The organism is Reticulibacter mediterranei (assembly GCF_016587455.1).
Genome location: NZ_BNJK01000001.1, coordinates 5,635,054 through 5,649,193, shown reverse-complemented (window position 1 = coordinate 5,649,193; position 14,140 = coordinate 5,635,054). Strand labels below are relative to the sequence as shown.

Sequence of the window (14,140 nt, the reverse complement as noted above, 5' to 3'; positions counted from 1 at the left end):
CTGCATTGTGAGTGGATCGTATCATGAAGGAAAAGCTTCTCTGCTCCTCTCTAAATCCTTTACACGCATCTTCATATCGATACGTATTAAATTATTAAGTTTATTCAGTAAAGTTTCTTTTGTATAAAACATCATATATTCTACTAAATATCTTATTTTATTCTCTATCAAATCTATTTTCAACTCAGTTTCAACTTCTTTTCTATCTCTTTCCTACTGTATTTTCTCCTTTTCTGAGCTATAACAAAAGTGTTGTATAGAACTACCTTAAGGCGCCTCTCAAGGCACGGTTCGCCTTCCTCGGTAGAAGCCACGTTCCTGCGCTTGCGCTGGGGCTTGGTTGGAAAGAACCGATCCGAACGGAGTGCCGAGCACAAGAGGGATCCCTTGATCCCTGAGCAGATATATTGGGAGTCGGCCTCGTAGAGTTGGCTGACCCACGTGTAGGTGTGCGTCAGACAAGTCTTCGGGGAACAGCATGTTTCGTTTCCCGAACCCCTGCCCTGTAGAGGAACGAGAGGAGGTGAACCAACATGTTTCCTGATCTGATCCCGGTGCCTGTGCACCCGATCCCGATGGCTAGCCCTCCGCCCGCTTGCGAGCACACGCAGTGCGTGACCTGCTGCATGGGGCTGGCTTGCGTCAACCACCACTGCAACGGTGGCTGACCTGAGTGAGTGATGGGGTTCCGTCCCGGACATCGTCGTTCCGGGACGGAACCTCCCACCACATGAGGAGCCACACTGGAACAGCATGTTTTGTTCCCCGAATCCCTGCCCTGTAGAGGAACGAGAGGAGGTGAACCAACATGATGAAATGTAACGCGTGCAAAAAAGCCATGACACTCGTAGACGGCTGGTACTACTGCGGTAACACCACATGCGAGAACTACGACTCCCGCAGTGGTCGGTAAATCGAGACCACTAAGCGGGCACCGATAACAAGATCTTCATGAGGCAGGAGGTAGTATCCCCCGTCCGTTCCATCACTCTCCTGAGAGGAGGTGAACGAACGTAATGGCAACGTGTATCCATTGCTGGGAGGACCATGCCCCCGGCGAGAACAACTGCGCCTACAACTGGTGCTGTGATAAGGAGAAGTCGTACGGGCACGATCCCGTCTGCCCGAACGCGTAGGCATCGGCCTTCTTTCTAATCCGTAACGACGATCTTTAGCGAGTGCGAGAGGGGCTGTACGCAGTAGAGCTGCGGCCTCTCTCTGCCCGCCTCTTCTTCCCGGCTCAATCTTCCCTGAAAGGAGAGGGCAAGTGTCTGACAAATGCGGCTCGCACTGCAAACAAATGCGAGTAGGCAATGCGGTTGCCACCAAACACTGCAATTGCTCAGACTGCCACGGTCGGCCGTCTGCTAAGAAAGCGTAAGGCTCCCTCGCTCTTCATTTCTCTCATGATGAAGTAGATCCTCATGAGAGAAGTGAGGAAGACAGTCGGCGGCTGGACAAGTTGAGGAGGGGTGAGTTCTCAGGGCAAAGGGTAGCCAGGACGAGGTCGATAAGGACCACGACGTTGCTGTGCAATCGTTGAACAACGAGCGCCAGCAGCAGTAAGTGACTGATCAGGTGGGGCTGGAGCCTGTCTCTGTTCCCACCTGATCAGCCCTCCTCTCACTCCACCCAATAAAGAACTGATCCTAATGGAGCGCCAAGCACAATGGGGATCAAGAAATCCCTGACCGAATAGATTGAGAGTCGGCCTCGTCGAGTTGGCTGACTCATACGTCGATACGAGTCAGATAAGTCTTTCCCTTCTCATGTTTCCAACTCGTTTCCAACCCATTTCCAATCTCACCCTCACCCTTTCTAGGGTATACTCACCCAATGAACAGCTCAGGTTCTTTGCTGCATAGACCATTGACAGCCTCTTGAGGGAAAGTGAGACGCTGGGGAAGACAATGTGAAGGCTGACAACCCCTCTCTTTTTCTTCTTCAAAAAGGCAGAGAGAACTCTTGCTGACATAGCACAAACATCGTGATCCTCGTCCTACAGGAAAGGGATTTGCTATGGATAGACTCTTACATGTGTTCAAAGATCATGAGGTAGGCACTTGGTGTAAACGAGCTGCCTGGATGATTCTCGCCCTCAATATGGTTCACTTGCTTCTGGTGTACTTCCCAGTCTTCTTCGACGAGAAAGCTCATGCCCTGACACTGAAATTTGTTGACTGGGGGAATCTCCTTCAAACGTTGTCGTCTTTTGTCAGTGGGACTCTGTTCAATTTCTTTCTCCTCTATGCTGCTGGGGTGGCCGTTGAGTATCTTGTAGAATCAAGGCAGAAAGGAAGGAGGAAGGCAGAATTCTGATCACCAGATGCAAAGCTCAAGAGGAGCCGTGATTCAGTCACGGTTCCTTCTCAGCATCTTCTCTTGCAGTGCCCGACAGCCCAACGCCACTACCTCGCTAGAGGGTTGCCCTCCGGCCCTTCCTTTGATGAATGAGGGATGCAATGGTTGAAGGATCGATGTGACGACGCGTAGCACATTCTCTGATACGAGAGGATGCTTTTGCTGGCTCAAGAGGTGAAGTCGCTCACCTGGAGGCCGTAGCGCCGAATGAGCAGTGCAGAGAGGACGAGCTGAAAGTTGCCTTCATCCAGGCGGAGTGTCTCGATAGGGTCAAGGTGCTGCTGTTCATTGAACAGATTCCCGGCCCATCTGATGAGGACTTGATAGCTGCCGGAAAAGTCCACCTCTTCGAGCAGTCTTTCAACATCAATGCCATCGCAGGCTACATAGTCTCCCGCCTTTCGCCAGGTGGAAAGATCCGCCGTTAAGACGTACACAGCTGTTGCATACTCAGGATCAAACTTCCCCTGGTAGATTTTCCCTCCGATGCGTTGCATGGCCTCGACAAAACGCTGTTTGTGTTCCGACCCTTTAAAAAAGATACTGTTCTTCATGTCTCCCTCACTTTTTTGCTTTCCTCCATCGATCATGCGGGAAGCTTGTTTGTCATAACGCACTACGAGCCAAACTTAAAATGCCTCGCCAGAGGTTCGCACGCTGGCACTCGCTTTGGCGAATGAGGCTCTTTTGCTGTCCTATCGAGCAGCGTGCCGGAAGAGGACAACATTGTCCATGCTTTCGCTGTCCTGTTCTTCGCTGTCCTCTGTCCGCTCGTTCGATGGGTCGCTTTCCGGTGTCGGCTGTCCTATTGGTTGCGTTGTGCTTTCCTGTCCTCCTACTTGGTTGTTGTCCTCTTCATTGCGCGTCCAGGTGATTGGCAATTGTCCGCTTGCGCGTAAGGCTGCAAAGTGGCGTCTCACTGTTCGCTCAGTGATACCCAAATGACCAGCGACCTCTCTCTGTGTGGTCGGCTCGTGCGTCTGAACGTAGGCCAGTACGCGTGCGAATGCGCCTTGATCGTTGCTCTTGTTACCCGCTTCCGCGTCGAGCAGTTCTTGTGCCTTCAACCGCCAGAAACGAGCGCTGGCAGGCCGATTGAGGCCCAGGTGGGCAGCGAGCAGCGCGTCAATATCTGGTGAGATGGCGCGGCCCGGATTCTCTCGTAAGAAGTCGAGTGTCAAGTCGAGCTTATTTTCGCCTGCCTTCTCGACTTTTGCGGTTGCTGTCCTAACCGTTGAGCGGTCGCTGTCCTGTTCGCTTTCCGCTGTCCTATCGCTCTCGTGTCCTATTGATTGCGAGGCTTTCGCGGTCGTTGTCCTCTCGCTTTCGCTGTCCTGTCCTCCTGTTTCGGCGGTCGCTGTCCTATTGCCAGTAGGCAGCAGATTGTTTGCAAGTGATGTCCTGTCCGCTGCTTCGACGACCTCGGCGACGTGAATATGTGAACGAACCTCGACGCGGATCTGTTGAAGCAGTTCATCTTTCAATTTTGCAAGCGCCTGGTCGAGCGTTGCTTGTGATGATGCGGAAGCCGGTCCGTTCGTCGTTGCCGGTTGCGTGTTGGCGCTGGCCGCGCTCTCCTCATCCTCGTCGTCGCGGTCCAGCTTCCCCAACGTCACTGTAAAACCGACTGCTATCAAACATCTGGCAAAGTTGAGCAGCTTCAACGCCAGTTCGTCGAAGCGCACGATAAAGATGTCCACGAACGTTGCAATCATGATCAGGCTCATGAGCAGACAGATCATGCGCAGTATCCAGCCCCATGTCCGCTGGCCGTCTTTGCGCTTCAACTCCTCGTCAGCAATGTTGAACGCGCCAATAATCACGAACTCAGGAGCTGCAATCACGACACCCTGACACGCGCTATAGAGCGCATCAACCTTGATAACTGGCAATGCTGTTGCCAGCGCCAGATAGATCGTCGTGTAGCGCATGAGCGGCTCGGCACTGGCCGCGAGGATAATCGAGAGCGCTTTCGACCATCTCGTGATGCGCTTGCCAGCGCGGACGGCGAGCGGGAGTTGCTTTTTCTTCGTGAGAAGCGCTTGTGTTGCCGCCATTATTTGGCCTCCTTCCAGATTCCTTGCTGCTTCAACGTGTTGCGAGCAAAATCGCGGTTTTTCTGGCTCGTCGAAAGTTGTAACGCTTTGAGTGTGTCGTCCAGGCTGTTAAACACGAGGTAAAATCCCGGTAACATATCGAGCTTTTTCTCGTCCCAGCCACCTGGTAACTCACTTCCAGGAGTTACGGCGGTATTTTGCCCGCTTACGGCGGCTCCAGAAGCGGAAGGAACTGCATTGTTACGGCCGTAAGTTACGGCCGTAACATCGCTGTTGTCAAGCTCAAATTGGTCGAGATGTTCACTGGTGACGTTACGGCCGTAACGTCGAGAAATTTCACGCTCAACCGGCGTCTGGCCAGGCCGTACATGCTTATTTGCTGCCGTAACCTGGACACGCATTCTCTCTGGCAAGCGATCAGCGTTCTGCTTGTATCTTTTTTGCGCTCGCTCAAGATTTGGTGTCTTTGAGACATGACGCGCCTCTTGCTTGTCAAACTGCACTAACATCGGATTTTTCGAGAGACCACGTACAAAGCCCTGACCTGTCGGCAAATCACGCAACTGCTTGCACAATTCTTTCCCAATATAATCCTCGCAACGCTCGATATCCTTGTCTAAGTCCTGTTTCATGATGATTTGGATATTGAGGTTAGCAATCGAGGCTTTCGAGATGTTGGCGAGCCGCTGCGTTGCCATCACAAGGGTATAGCCATAGGAGCGGCCCATGTTGGCAATCATGCTATAGGCCGTTTTCAGATGTTGAAAGTTTGGCTTGCTGATGGGCAGAGCTGAGAGCGCTGGTTGTTCTGGGACGAGATTGTGCGCCTCGTCGGTGACAATCAAACATGGCGGTCGCTCTTCCTCGTTGTCCAGGCCACGCGACCAGTCGATCAGCGCGGGCAAGATCAGCGCGAGCGTTTCGGCCATCTCATTGGCGTCCGCGTAGGACTGGACGTTAAAGATGGCCTGCGCGCCATACTCCATCAGGTCGTGCGCAAACTCTTCGGCGTTCTCTGGCGTCACACTATAGTATGGCGTGCCTGCCTCATCTGCATAGTCGGGATGCCCACACGAGATAATTGTCTGGTGCTTCTCGCGTAAGGGATAGTATTCATCCTTCACATCGACCAGCAAACACGGCACATTGTTGCGTGCCGCACTCAGAATGGTCGAGCCGATTAAGTTGGTTTTGCCTGCTCCTTGTGTGCCAGTGATGAGCAATCCACGCCCAAAGACACTGTTGAATTGAGGATCGAAGCGACGGCCAAAGCGTACTGACTCGCCCCATTTCAGCGCGCCTTTTCTCCAGGCTCGCCCCTGGCTGGTGCTAGTTATCTCTGATGACGGTTGTATTGACGCGGCGCTGGTAGCCAGTGCGCTCTGTTGTGGCGGAACTGGTGCGGTGCTTGGCGTTTGTAGATAGAGGCCAGCGGTTTTCTCCGAGCGGAAGCCGAAGAGCCGTTTGAGCTTGGCTTGCGCCGATTGGTCAACATAGACCATCGGAGTCGCTGGCGAAACAGTATTCACGACGTGCTGTGTGGCCTCAACAAGACGAGCATGGGTCTCAGCGCCGCTGCCAGGAACCAACCATTTCGCGATCTCATCGCTATGTCTGGCAATGGCTCCAACGGCCAACAAGCCAAAGAACATGCCCGTTTTATCGAAGTGCATAGCTACATCAGCGGCACCCGAGGCGACGAGCGCCGCGCTGGTCACGATCACCTGCCCTTTGGTGATGCGCTGCCAGATGGGGAGGGCTGGCTCCCCAATCTGGTCAGGTGCGGTTGGCAGCTGGCGTTGATCTTCCATGTTCGTATCCCTTATGTGTTAAGCTCGCGACCAGCCATGTTCGATGAGCGCGAGGCCAATGGTTCCGAAAAAGCCGACGATAAACGCGGTGATGAACGCGAAGGCGGCATGCCCCCAGGCAGCGGTCGAGAGCGTGCCGTAGTTGTAGTCGGTCCACATATTGAAGCCGACGATAATCCATGAACCGGTCTTGAAAATGCGTCCCATGAGCAAGCCTGAGCGTGCCACCGAATGTTGCATCAGTTCGTAGCCGACGACAAAACCCAGGTAAATCAACTCGATGCCCCAGCCAAAGATCGTGGCGATGGCATCTTGTGGCGACAGATCGCCCATGATCAGTGCAATGGGTTGCCACAAAATGGCCCAATTGGGTTTGTAGACGTTGACTTGACCAGCGTTCGTGATAAATGCTTCGTTCGTCTGGATCTGCGTGAGCAGCGCGACCACGAACAGGATCAAGAAGCCGACACCAACGAGGGTGATAAACTTGGGTGGATGGGTAGACGGCGCATAGCTCACCGTCGAGACCGGCGCAACAACCGAGCCAGCGGTCGTGCTAGCAGGTGCGCGCGTGTTGCGCGAACGTCTGGTAGTGGTCATAGTTAGCTCTCCTCTTCTTCGTCTTCGCCGATATCGCGTGTATAGGTGGTGAAATCGATCACCATTGGTTCATCTCGCAGGATCGCGAGGAACAGGGAATCGACCTCGCATTCTTCCCACTCAAGCATGATGTAACCGAGACCCTCTTTATCGGTCTTGCCATAGTCCACCAAGACCACTTCGTCACGCCCCTCAAACCAGCCCTCGATTTTGTGGAGAAGGGCTTCATGGATATCCAATTCCAGCGTAAAAAACACCCCTTGCGCCTGTCCTGGCAGTTCTGCACTCGTTGATGGCGGTAGCTGGTCGCGCTGAAACCCTTCAGGGATCAAATCCGGCTCTGCCATCATTGCACCTCGCTGGCGGGTGATTGCGTGTCAGAGGAAGGCACTGAAAGATCGAGGACCACCAGCAGAAGACCTTCCTCCTGTACATAGGGAGCTGTCACATGTATGAGGAATAGAGCAATGCGGCGCACTGGCCTGCACAAAGCCATGAGCAGGGTTTGTTTGCTGATGCGACCTTCCACGACCATGCCCCATAAGAAGTACAGAACAAGTTCTCCCAGGAGTATCACTGCCACCAGGCCGCGTATCCACCAGGCGGCTTCGAGAGAGGAGAAGTAGACCAGCATGCCGACAGTATTGAGCATCACGCAAAAAATGCTTCCAGCTAGCAAGCTAGCAAGTGTCTGCTTCCTGCCCTCGCCTCGTTCTGCTTTTCGCTGCTTCGCTTCCTTGTTTGGTACGGCTCCAGGGGGATGACCCCCTGATTGAGCCGTCTTGTTTTCCATCATCAAACCTCCAGAGAATTCATATCCAAACATGCAGGAGTGACATGATTTACTCCTACACGCTGCTCTACAGAGAACGCACTACCAGCACTGGGCCACTATCGGCTCGCACCTGGCCACCGTTTCCAGATGAAGAACACAGCGACCAGAGACCAGACGACAATGAACACATAAGATGCTGCGATGAGTTGAAACGGAGGGAAGGGAAACAAGGCTCTTGCCAGTTTCCCTCTTAGACGCCGTAAAAGTTCAATGCGGTTGCGTAGGCTGCTGCATCAACGATTTCAGGTAATTCAGTGACTTCCACATGATAGGAAACGCTGGTATGACACCAGCAATTCAGATCGCCACAATACGGATTGGAGGGGGTATGGACCTCCTCTGAAGAAACATCTTCCACCTCATCGTCATCTGAGGTAAAATAGAGACCAAGCATGTTCGACCTCCTATGTCGGCATGCGAAGCCCAAACAGTTGAGTCAGAACTGTTTGGGCGTTCATTTGCTCTAGAGACACACTCCATCGACGCACGCCGGGAACACGTCACAGCAAAATGCACTACACTGCTCAAGAAAAAAAGCCTGACCGGGGAATTGCACCACCGGCAACCGCTTTGACGGATCTGGCATCATAATGACTCAACTCACGCTCGTATTCACAAGGCTTGGCTGCTTGAGTGCTTCCGTTGTCTCCCTTGAGGAAAGGGGTTACTCCGCAGGCTCGTCTGGGGGAGCCGTCGCATCCTCTTCCTGCTTTCGCGCTCGCTGTTCTTTCCATTTTTTCAGCACGTCCACCTCCCGCCGCTCCATTTCAGCATCCTCCTCCTGGGGCATAGAAAACCCCGAGGGAACTTCCTCCGGCATGGTGATATTCAGGTACGGCTTGCCATCATAGCCCTCTTTTTGGATGATGAGCGTACTGAAATGACGTGGTTGCGCGCCTGGATAGATCGCACGATAATCCACTTGCCACGTGGCTGGAACGGCGATTTCTGGTAAAAGGGAAACTTTCAGCAGCTCATAGCTTGGATCTTGATAGGTGCCAAAGGAGGTCTGAAAGAATGCAACCAGATCAGCATGCGTAAAGGCGCGTTCTGGATTGGCGAAAGCCTTGCTCAGCGTACGGATGGAAGGCAGTTGTTGCATTGACATGAACGGTTTCCTTTCACTCTTGTTGTGTGTGCTTGACACCAGTACTCGCATCGGTATGCTCGAAGAGAGACCAGGTGTGTGAGGAGATCGCAGTCACTTGGGGGCGAGTATCCGTGCAAGGAGGCCCGCCCTCGCTCTTTTCCGCATTAGAGAGGACAACGAAGAGACCAAGAATGATCTAAATCCAGGAAAGAGTGGTGCAAGACGCTGAGATTGGAGCCATACCGACCATTGACGAGAACCGTGCTGACGTTTCCCTCCTCTTTCGTCAGTTCCACTACTGCCTTATTGCCCACCTGATCCCGATAGTAGATCGTGCCGTGATGCATGCGGCGGGCAAGCGTCAAGGCATTGAGAATATCCATATTACTGCCTCCATACCATCCAGCGGGGATATGGTGCAGTTCACGATGCTGGACCAGCCAGGCCGTCCCGGTTTCACACACAAAGATCACATCGCCGATAGCAGTGGAGCGCAGGGGTTCATCAGGAAGAAACCAGACAATTTCCTGGCGCGACATCCAGGAAAGACGCGTATGCGTCGTGAAGGCGCGCACATATTCCACTCTCGCTGCCACTTCTGCCACCAACTGATAGTGTTGGATACGGTCTGTCAACCAGTACTCTGCACAGGGAGTGTGCCTCATCTGGAGATCTTTGGCATGATAGACCAGACAGCGCGGTGGCGCATCAGAAAGGTGTTGCATCACCGTATTCCTTTAAGATGAGATTATGAGGGAAACCACAGGAACGCACTACAACCCGCAAGCACAAGACCTGACTGAGGAGTTGCACCCCAGCTCCCGCTTGGACGGATCAGGCTCCGGAAAAGTTCAACAGGCAAGCACTACACATTTGCATTGAGGATGGCAAGCCCTTCCTCATACGGGACAATCGTGATAACCAATTCCGTGTCTTCGTCATCCTCATCGCTCTCTTCGGGCACTGGAAAAACGAAGTCTTCATTCTCTTCTTCATCCTCTGAAAAAGATGGAGGAGAATAGAGTGCCATTTGCGGCCTCCTATGCTGCACTGACATTGCCCAGCAGAAGTCTTAATAGGGGCTTGCTGGGCGATACTCGTTCGCAGAACGCACTACGACTTCAATCCGAAAGACCCAACTGAGGGATTGCACCTCAGTTCCCGCTTGAACGGACCAGGTATTGAGAAAACGGGCTACCAGAATTTCCACCAGGGTTTCGCGGCTGAAGGTGGCTCCACTGGTGATTGCTCCTGCATCTCCGAGGTGTACTCGTGAGCGTGAACATTCCAGCTTTGTGTCGCTCTCTCATAGGCTAATTCGCTCGCCATCGCTTTGATTTGCTCGGGCGAATAGCCTGCTGCCGCCAGGCGTTGCACATCAGCATCGGCATCAGCACGCGCTCTAGCTTCAATCGCCGCTATTTGTTCTGGTGTGAGAGACACGTCGTTTTCCTTTCTAGTAAAATGTGGTTATTCTTTACCAGCCATAAGGACTGGCTATTGCCTGGCCGGAGGATTGCACTTCCGGCACACCGCTTGACGGTCAGGCAATGAGGGCTTACGGGAGGGATGCTCTCTTGCTACCCATCCTTTCCGAGCATCACCTCTCTCGCTCCCTCTGAAGCGTCACTTCGTTTCACGCCACGCAACCAGGCGTGTGGTTTATTTCGTCTCGCGCCACCGATCCCAGGCGCGGAGCCACTTCGTAACGCGCCACTCACTGGCGCGAGAGTTATTTGCTCTGTGGGAGCACGCCACTAGCTGGGCGTTTGAGCCTCGCTTGTATCGCGCTGAGTCAACGTTGCTTCCTTCGTCACGACACTGGTTCTAGCTTGCTATCATCCTCGCTAGACCACGAGACCTTTTGAGACCCCTTCCTGCACCTTCAAGACAATCCCTCAAGGCTCAATGGGTATCTGTTTGTTAACGTGCTGTTCTCTCATCGATCCATGAAAACAGTCGGAGTGACCTCAATCAGCCGTGGCTGCTCACCTGCGGTGTGGATCGATATTCATCTGTGTGAAGTGCGCCATCAGGTCCAATAGGTTATAATGCCTGTAGACCTGATTCTGGAGCATCGGCACTGACAGTTTTCCAGGCTAGACAGTACCGATGCCGTTGTTGGGTTCTAGGAGACACTTACGGTTGCAGCCGCAGGTGTCTTTCTATTTGCCCTTGACAATTATGACGTATATGCGTCATAATTCATAACTATATTATGCAGCATACACAGCATAATTGTCAAGTGTCTAGCCACAAAATTAAATCAATGTTATACTTAGATGAAATTTAGACGGATATACAGCATTACTAACGAGAGGATCGAATGCCACAAGTTCTTAGTGATGGTCGCGTGCTTCTCTCCACAACGGAGGCTATGCAGTTATCCGGCCTGAGTCGGGAACATATCCAGCGCCTCCTGAGAAATAAGACAATTGAAGGGATCAAACCGGCTCATGACTGGATGGTCTACGAAGATTCCCTTAAAGCTTTCCTTGCCCAACCGCGCAAACCAGGACCGAAAGGGCGTCGTAAATCCATATCAACCAGCCATTCTGATGCAGCGCCTACCCCCTCTCAAAATGGCAATAATCCTCATGTGGCTAAAAAGGCTTAGTACCTCAATTCATCTCGCTGTACCTGCACCTATCCCTGACTCTATGCCATCGTAGTTCAGCGAGACCAGTATCGTCCCCATTGGTATAAGTTGCATGCCACATTGACCACAAAAGCGGCCTCCAACCTCAGTGGGAGTATCGCATCTACCGCATAGCGAATTGGAACCAGGCTGGTCAACTGATGTAGGTTGTGTTGCCTTCTCATATCTCGACAGCGGGAGAATAATTGGTTGTGGCTCACGAGAACGTTTCATCATAAAAGCACCTCTCCTCGGCTAAAAATTCATCAAACGATTGCATCACCTGGACATACTGCCTGGCCGGGCAATTGCACCCGGCACGCCGCTTTGACGGTCAGGCCGGTCAATTTCTATAAGGGAAATGTTTTTTGCTCCTATTCTCATTCCACTGGTTGATTCCATCGTTTGCGTTGCTGTTCGCGTTCGCGATACCGTTTAAGAATGTGACGCTGCTCACGTGTTGCCAACCAGTGAACGACTATCCCAATCAAGAACCCAATCACCAATGAGATGAAGGAAATCACGAAAGCGAGAGAAAAACTTAACAACCACAGTTCGTCCATAATTAGTAGCGATCCCGATAACTATCCCGGTTTCCCGCCCGATTATTGAAAAGCAATCCCCCGAGAATCATACTGACCAGACAAAGAGCAATCATAAACCAGAGATTCACTGTGACATTGATATCAGGCATACTATGAAATCCTTTCTCCGCTGTCTTGCCATCAACGCGAGTACTACGCGGCTTGAGTGAAAACAATAGTCGTTTTGATGTGTGCTAATTCCTGTAAGGCTTCTAATCCGGTCACTGGGCAAAAGGCAATGCGCTCTAGTCGAGCGTTGAAACGCACAGCCCATTGGGGAAGCAGGTGCCAGGAACAATTGGCAACTGCCGCCCGGCCATAGAACAGATCGTCTGTCCCACAAAGGCATCCTGTTCGCTCAGAGATCCACGTTGCCAGAGGGGAGAGAAAACACATTCCTGCGCGTCCAACAACTTGGGTCGCGTGAGTAGAGAGCCAGCCCTGGAATTGTTCTACCTGCAAGGCATCATCGATGACAGTGATTTCCATACGACTCTCCCGAAAAATGAAGCCATAGCTCCAAGTATGCTATACTTGTTGATAGCGCTAACAATTCGTGTGTTTCCGCATTTCTCACAGTAGTAACCGATTCTGTATGAGATCCGATGCGTCTCGTTCCAGGATATTCACCGGACCTCGATGCGCAGTTGTTTTCTAGGAAGAAGATTACAGGATAAGGAAGTAATGTACCACGACAGGATAGCGTAATTATCCTGTCAAAAACACGACACGGTTAGCAACAAGGAAGCATGTCACTTTGACGACACTTTTCGCATAAAGTATCTTTTACCTGTATTGCCCTGGACAAAGAAGAAGATGTCAGTACTCTATGAGATGAGAAACGAGTTGGTGAAGTGAACAAAAGATTGCACGATGCTCGCATCAGAAAAGGCTGGTCTCAGGAGGAGGCAGCTGAGCAAGCACAAGTCTCTGTGCGAACATACCAACGATGGGAACATGGAACACACTCTCCAAACTTTGAATCTCGCAAACTCTTACGTGAAGCCTTCGGCTGCTCCGATGCAGATCTAGGATTTGTAGAACTACTCTACTCCGATGACGATCGGCAGATACTACTGCTCACGAGCGAAGAAGAAGCTGCTATCTCTGACTTATTGAGGCTAGGAGGCACTACGGCAATGGTACTTTTTGATAAATCGAAAAGGGATGCCCTCGCAAAATTAATGAAAATAGCAGGAGCGACTATCGCGGCTCCTCAGATCCTCACGACCGCTGAACCGTGGGAAAGACTTGCCCATGCACAAACATCTTCCTCTCCTTCACAAGAAACCTACGCCTACTTTGAATCGATGATTGCGAGTTGTTGGGGATTAAGCAATAACGGAGAACTGGATGTCTCCGGGCAGATGCTATCGACCTTTCTTCCAAAGATGTTACAATTAGCTCCTCAGCATAAGGAAGCAGCAAGACTTGCTTCGCAAGGCCTGCGGCTTCAAAGTGTGCTTACTGCCCATAACCTTCGTTTACAAGATAAAGTAGCGTTCTGCGAGCAGGCAGTAGAGCATGCAAGACTTTCCGGCGAAGGAAATACATTAGTTTCAGCCCTCACGGAGCTGGCAGTAGCGCACAAATATGCGAAACAACCCGAGAAATCACTCAGAACCTATCAGGAAGCCCTCACTTATGTTGATCAAGCTTCTCCGTTGCTTCAATCACGTGTCTACGCAGCCTCGGCTTCTGCATTTGCAAAAACTGGCCGTAAACGAGAAGCTCGTTTCTACATTGAGCTAGCACAAGAAACCTTTCCTTCACGAGCCGATCGTGATCCAGTAGCAGCCCTGGCTGATTATGGAAAATATCTTCTGATTTTCTATACCGGCTCTGTCCACCTTGATTTAGGTGAATATGAGCAAGCATGGCATATGTTCGGTACAGTCAATGACCTCGGAATAGTTGTTCCTGAGCGTAACCGGCTGGAGATCCGTAACCAGCAAGGCCGCGCAGCAATCATGTTAAGAGATCTAGATCGCTATGCTGAGTGTTTTGATGATGGGTTGACCAGCGCTCTCGCACTCAAGAGCAAAAAACGGTATGATGAGGCGATCAACATTTTCACTGAAGAGATGCCAACAGATTGGCTCAAGGAAGATCCAATCCAACATATCATCGAACGCTTCCAACTACAAAAGAATAGATAAGAGGT

At 51.7% G+C, this 14,140-nt stretch carries 18 protein-coding genes; 2 read left to right on the top strand and 16 right to left on the bottom strand.

What is annotated here, in order from left to right:
• Nucleotides 1-888: 888 nt before the first annotated feature.
• The 12 genes from K3T83_RS24340 to K3T83_RS24285 all read right to left on the bottom strand — a co-directional run bounded on the left by K3T83_RS24340 (nucleotide 889) and on the right by K3T83_RS24285 (nucleotide 10,197).
• The gene (locus tag K3T83_RS24340; protein WP_220205523.1) at nucleotides 889-1,140 is read right to left on the bottom strand and encodes a hypothetical protein; all 252 of its coding nucleotides are present in this window, start codon (nucleotides 1,138-1,140) and stop codon (nucleotides 889-891) included.
• A gap of 1,388 nt (nucleotides 1,141-2,528) precedes the next feature.
• A complete protein-coding gene (locus tag K3T83_RS24335) occupies nucleotides 2,529-2,915 on the bottom strand; it encodes a hypothetical protein (protein ID WP_220205522.1) in 387 nt (128 codons plus the stop codon).
• 141 nt (nucleotides 2,916-3,056) lie between these two features.
• Entirely contained in the window at nucleotides 3,057-4,418 is a 1,362-nt protein-coding gene (locus K3T83_RS24330; RefSeq protein WP_220205521.1) for an HTH domain-containing protein, read from the bottom strand.
• The gene (locus K3T83_RS24325) at nucleotides 4,418-6,229 is read right to left on the bottom strand and encodes an ATP-binding protein (RefSeq protein ID WP_220205520.1); all 1,812 of its coding nucleotides are present in this window, start codon (nucleotides 6,227-6,229) and stop codon (nucleotides 4,418-4,420) included. The genes K3T83_RS24330 and K3T83_RS24325 overlap by 1 nt, the downstream gene beginning before the upstream one ends.
• An 18-nt stretch (nucleotides 6,230-6,247) precedes the next feature.
• Nucleotides 6,248-6,829 carry a hypothetical protein gene (locus tag K3T83_RS24320; protein WP_220205519.1) on the bottom strand — a complete coding sequence of 194 codons (582 nt, stop codon included), beginning with the start codon at nucleotides 6,827-6,829 and terminating at the stop codon, nucleotides 6,248-6,250.
• Between the two features lie 2 nt (nucleotides 6,830-6,831).
• Nucleotides 6,832-7,179 carry a hypothetical protein gene (locus K3T83_RS24315; protein WP_220205518.1) on the bottom strand — a complete coding sequence of 116 codons (348 nt, stop codon included), beginning with the start codon at nucleotides 7,177-7,179 and terminating at the stop codon, nucleotides 6,832-6,834.
• Complete coding sequence (locus tag K3T83_RS24310; RefSeq protein ID WP_220205517.1) at nucleotides 7,176-7,625, bottom strand: hypothetical protein; 450 nt, start codon at nucleotides 7,623-7,625, stop codon at nucleotides 7,176-7,178. Before K3T83_RS24310 ends, K3T83_RS24315 begins: the two co-directional genes overlap by 4 nt.
• 229 nt (nucleotides 7,626-7,854) lie before the next feature.
• Nucleotides 7,855-8,058, bottom strand: a complete 204-nt coding sequence (locus K3T83_RS24305; protein ID WP_220205516.1) for a hypothetical protein — start codon at nucleotides 8,056-8,058, stop codon at nucleotides 7,855-7,857.
• A 270-nt stretch (nucleotides 8,059-8,328) separates the two neighbouring features.
• Entirely contained in the window at nucleotides 8,329-8,772 is a 444-nt protein-coding gene (locus K3T83_RS24300) for a hypothetical protein (protein WP_220205515.1), read from the bottom strand.
• A gap of 146 nt (nucleotides 8,773-8,918) precedes the next feature.
• The gene (locus tag K3T83_RS24295) at nucleotides 8,919-9,479 is read right to left on the bottom strand and encodes a hypothetical protein (RefSeq protein ID WP_220205514.1); all 561 of its coding nucleotides are present in this window, start codon (nucleotides 9,477-9,479) and stop codon (nucleotides 8,919-8,921) included.
• 140 nt (nucleotides 9,480-9,619) lie between these two features.
• Entirely contained in the window at nucleotides 9,620-9,784 is a 165-nt protein-coding gene (locus K3T83_RS24290; protein WP_220205513.1) for a hypothetical protein, read from the bottom strand.
• Nucleotides 9,785-9,948: 164 nt separating this feature from the next.
• Nucleotides 9,949-10,197, bottom strand: coding sequence for a hypothetical protein (locus K3T83_RS24285; protein ID WP_220205512.1), 249 nt, complete (start codon nucleotides 10,195-10,197; stop codon nucleotides 9,949-9,951).
• A gap of 883 nt (nucleotides 10,198-11,080) precedes the next feature.
• Between K3T83_RS24285 and K3T83_RS24280 the strand changes: the two genes are divergently transcribed.
• Entirely contained in the window at nucleotides 11,081-11,371 is a 291-nt protein-coding gene (locus tag K3T83_RS24280; RefSeq protein ID WP_220205511.1) for a helix-turn-helix domain-containing protein, read from the top strand.
• A 9-nt stretch (nucleotides 11,372-11,380) separates the two neighbouring features.
• Here K3T83_RS24280 and K3T83_RS24275 read toward each other — a convergent pair whose 3' ends face one another.
• From K3T83_RS24275 to K3T83_RS24265, 4 genes are all read right to left on the bottom strand, one after another.
• Entirely contained in the window at nucleotides 11,381-11,629 is a 249-nt protein-coding gene (locus K3T83_RS24275) for a hypothetical protein (protein ID WP_220205510.1), read from the bottom strand.
• Between the two features lie 143 nt (nucleotides 11,630-11,772).
• Nucleotides 11,773-11,955: a YhcB family protein gene (locus K3T83_RS24270; protein WP_220205509.1), complete on the bottom strand. Its 183-nt coding sequence runs from the start codon at nucleotides 11,953-11,955 to the stop codon at nucleotides 11,773-11,775.
• A 2-nt stretch (nucleotides 11,956-11,957) separates the two neighbouring features.
• Nucleotides 11,958-12,086 (bottom strand): hypothetical protein, encoded by a 129-nt coding sequence (locus tag K3T83_RS57280; RefSeq protein WP_268963474.1) that lies wholly within the window; start codon nucleotides 12,084-12,086, stop codon nucleotides 11,958-11,960.
• Nucleotides 12,087-12,129: 43 nt separating this feature from the next.
• Nucleotides 12,130-12,465, bottom strand: a complete 336-nt coding sequence (locus tag K3T83_RS24265; protein WP_220205508.1) for a hypothetical protein — start codon at nucleotides 12,463-12,465, stop codon at nucleotides 12,130-12,132.
• 365 nt (nucleotides 12,466-12,830) lie between these two features.
• Here K3T83_RS24265 and K3T83_RS24260 point away from each other — a divergent pair, with 365 nt between their 5' ends.
• A complete protein-coding gene (locus K3T83_RS24260; protein WP_220205507.1) occupies nucleotides 12,831-14,135 on the top strand; it encodes a helix-turn-helix transcriptional regulator in 1,305 nt (434 codons plus the stop codon).
• Nucleotides 14,136-14,140: the final 5 nt, after the last annotated feature.

What these genes read in the sequence shown, in the direction of transcription:
- K3T83_RS24340 (WP_220205523.1), bottom strand. Translation starts at nt 1,140, where the DNA reads ATGCCTACGCGTTCGGGCAGACGGGATCGTGCCCGTACGACTTCTCCT.
- K3T83_RS24335 (WP_220205522.1), bottom strand. Translation starts at nt 2,915, where the DNA reads ATGAAGAACAGTATCTTTTTTAAAGGGTCGGAACACAAACAGCGTTTT.
- K3T83_RS24330 (WP_220205521.1), bottom strand. Translation starts at nt 4,418, where the DNA reads ATGGCGGCAACACAAGCGCTTCTCACGAAGAAAAAGCAACTCCCGCTC.
- K3T83_RS24325 (WP_220205520.1), bottom strand. Translation starts at nt 6,229, where the DNA reads ATGGAAGATCAACGCCAGCTGCCAACCGCACCTGACCAGATTGGGGAG.
- K3T83_RS24320 (WP_220205519.1), bottom strand. Translation starts at nt 6,829, where the DNA reads ATGACCACTACCAGACGTTCGCGCAACACGCGCGCACCTGCTAGCACG.
- K3T83_RS24315 (WP_220205518.1), bottom strand. Translation starts at nt 7,179, where the DNA reads ATGATGGCAGAGCCGGATTTGATCCCTGAAGGGTTTCAGCGCGACCAG.
- K3T83_RS24310 (WP_220205517.1), bottom strand. Translation starts at nt 7,625, where the DNA reads ATGATGGAAAACAAGACGGCTCAATCAGGGGGTCATCCCCCTGGAGCC.
- K3T83_RS24305 (WP_220205516.1), bottom strand. Translation starts at nt 8,058, where the DNA reads ATGCTTGGTCTCTATTTTACCTCAGATGACGATGAGGTGGAAGATGTT.
- K3T83_RS24300 (WP_220205515.1), bottom strand. Translation starts at nt 8,772, where the DNA reads ATGTCAATGCAACAACTGCCTTCCATCCGTACGCTGAGCAAGGCTTTC.
- K3T83_RS24295 (WP_220205514.1), bottom strand. Translation starts at nt 9,479, where the DNA reads ATGCAACACCTTTCTGATGCGCCACCGCGCTGTCTGGTCTATCATGCC.
- K3T83_RS24290 (WP_220205513.1), bottom strand. Translation starts at nt 9,784, where the DNA reads ATGGCACTCTATTCTCCTCCATCTTTTTCAGAGGATGAAGAAGAGAAT.
- K3T83_RS24280 (WP_220205511.1), top strand. Translation starts at nt 11,081, where the DNA reads ATGCCACAAGTTCTTAGTGATGGTCGCGTGCTTCTCTCCACAACGGAG.
- K3T83_RS24275 (WP_220205510.1), bottom strand. Translation starts at nt 11,629, where the DNA reads ATGATGAAACGTTCTCGTGAGCCACAACCAATTATTCTCCCGCTGTCG.
- K3T83_RS24270 (WP_220205509.1), bottom strand. Translation starts at nt 11,955, where the DNA reads ATGGACGAACTGTGGTTGTTAAGTTTTTCTCTCGCTTTCGTGATTTCC.
- K3T83_RS57280 (WP_268963474.1), bottom strand. Translation starts at nt 12,086, where the DNA reads ATGCCTGATATCAATGTCACAGTGAATCTCTGGTTTATGATTGCTCTT.
- K3T83_RS24265 (WP_220205508.1), bottom strand. Translation starts at nt 12,465, where the DNA reads ATGGAAATCACTGTCATCGATGATGCCTTGCAGGTAGAACAATTCCAG.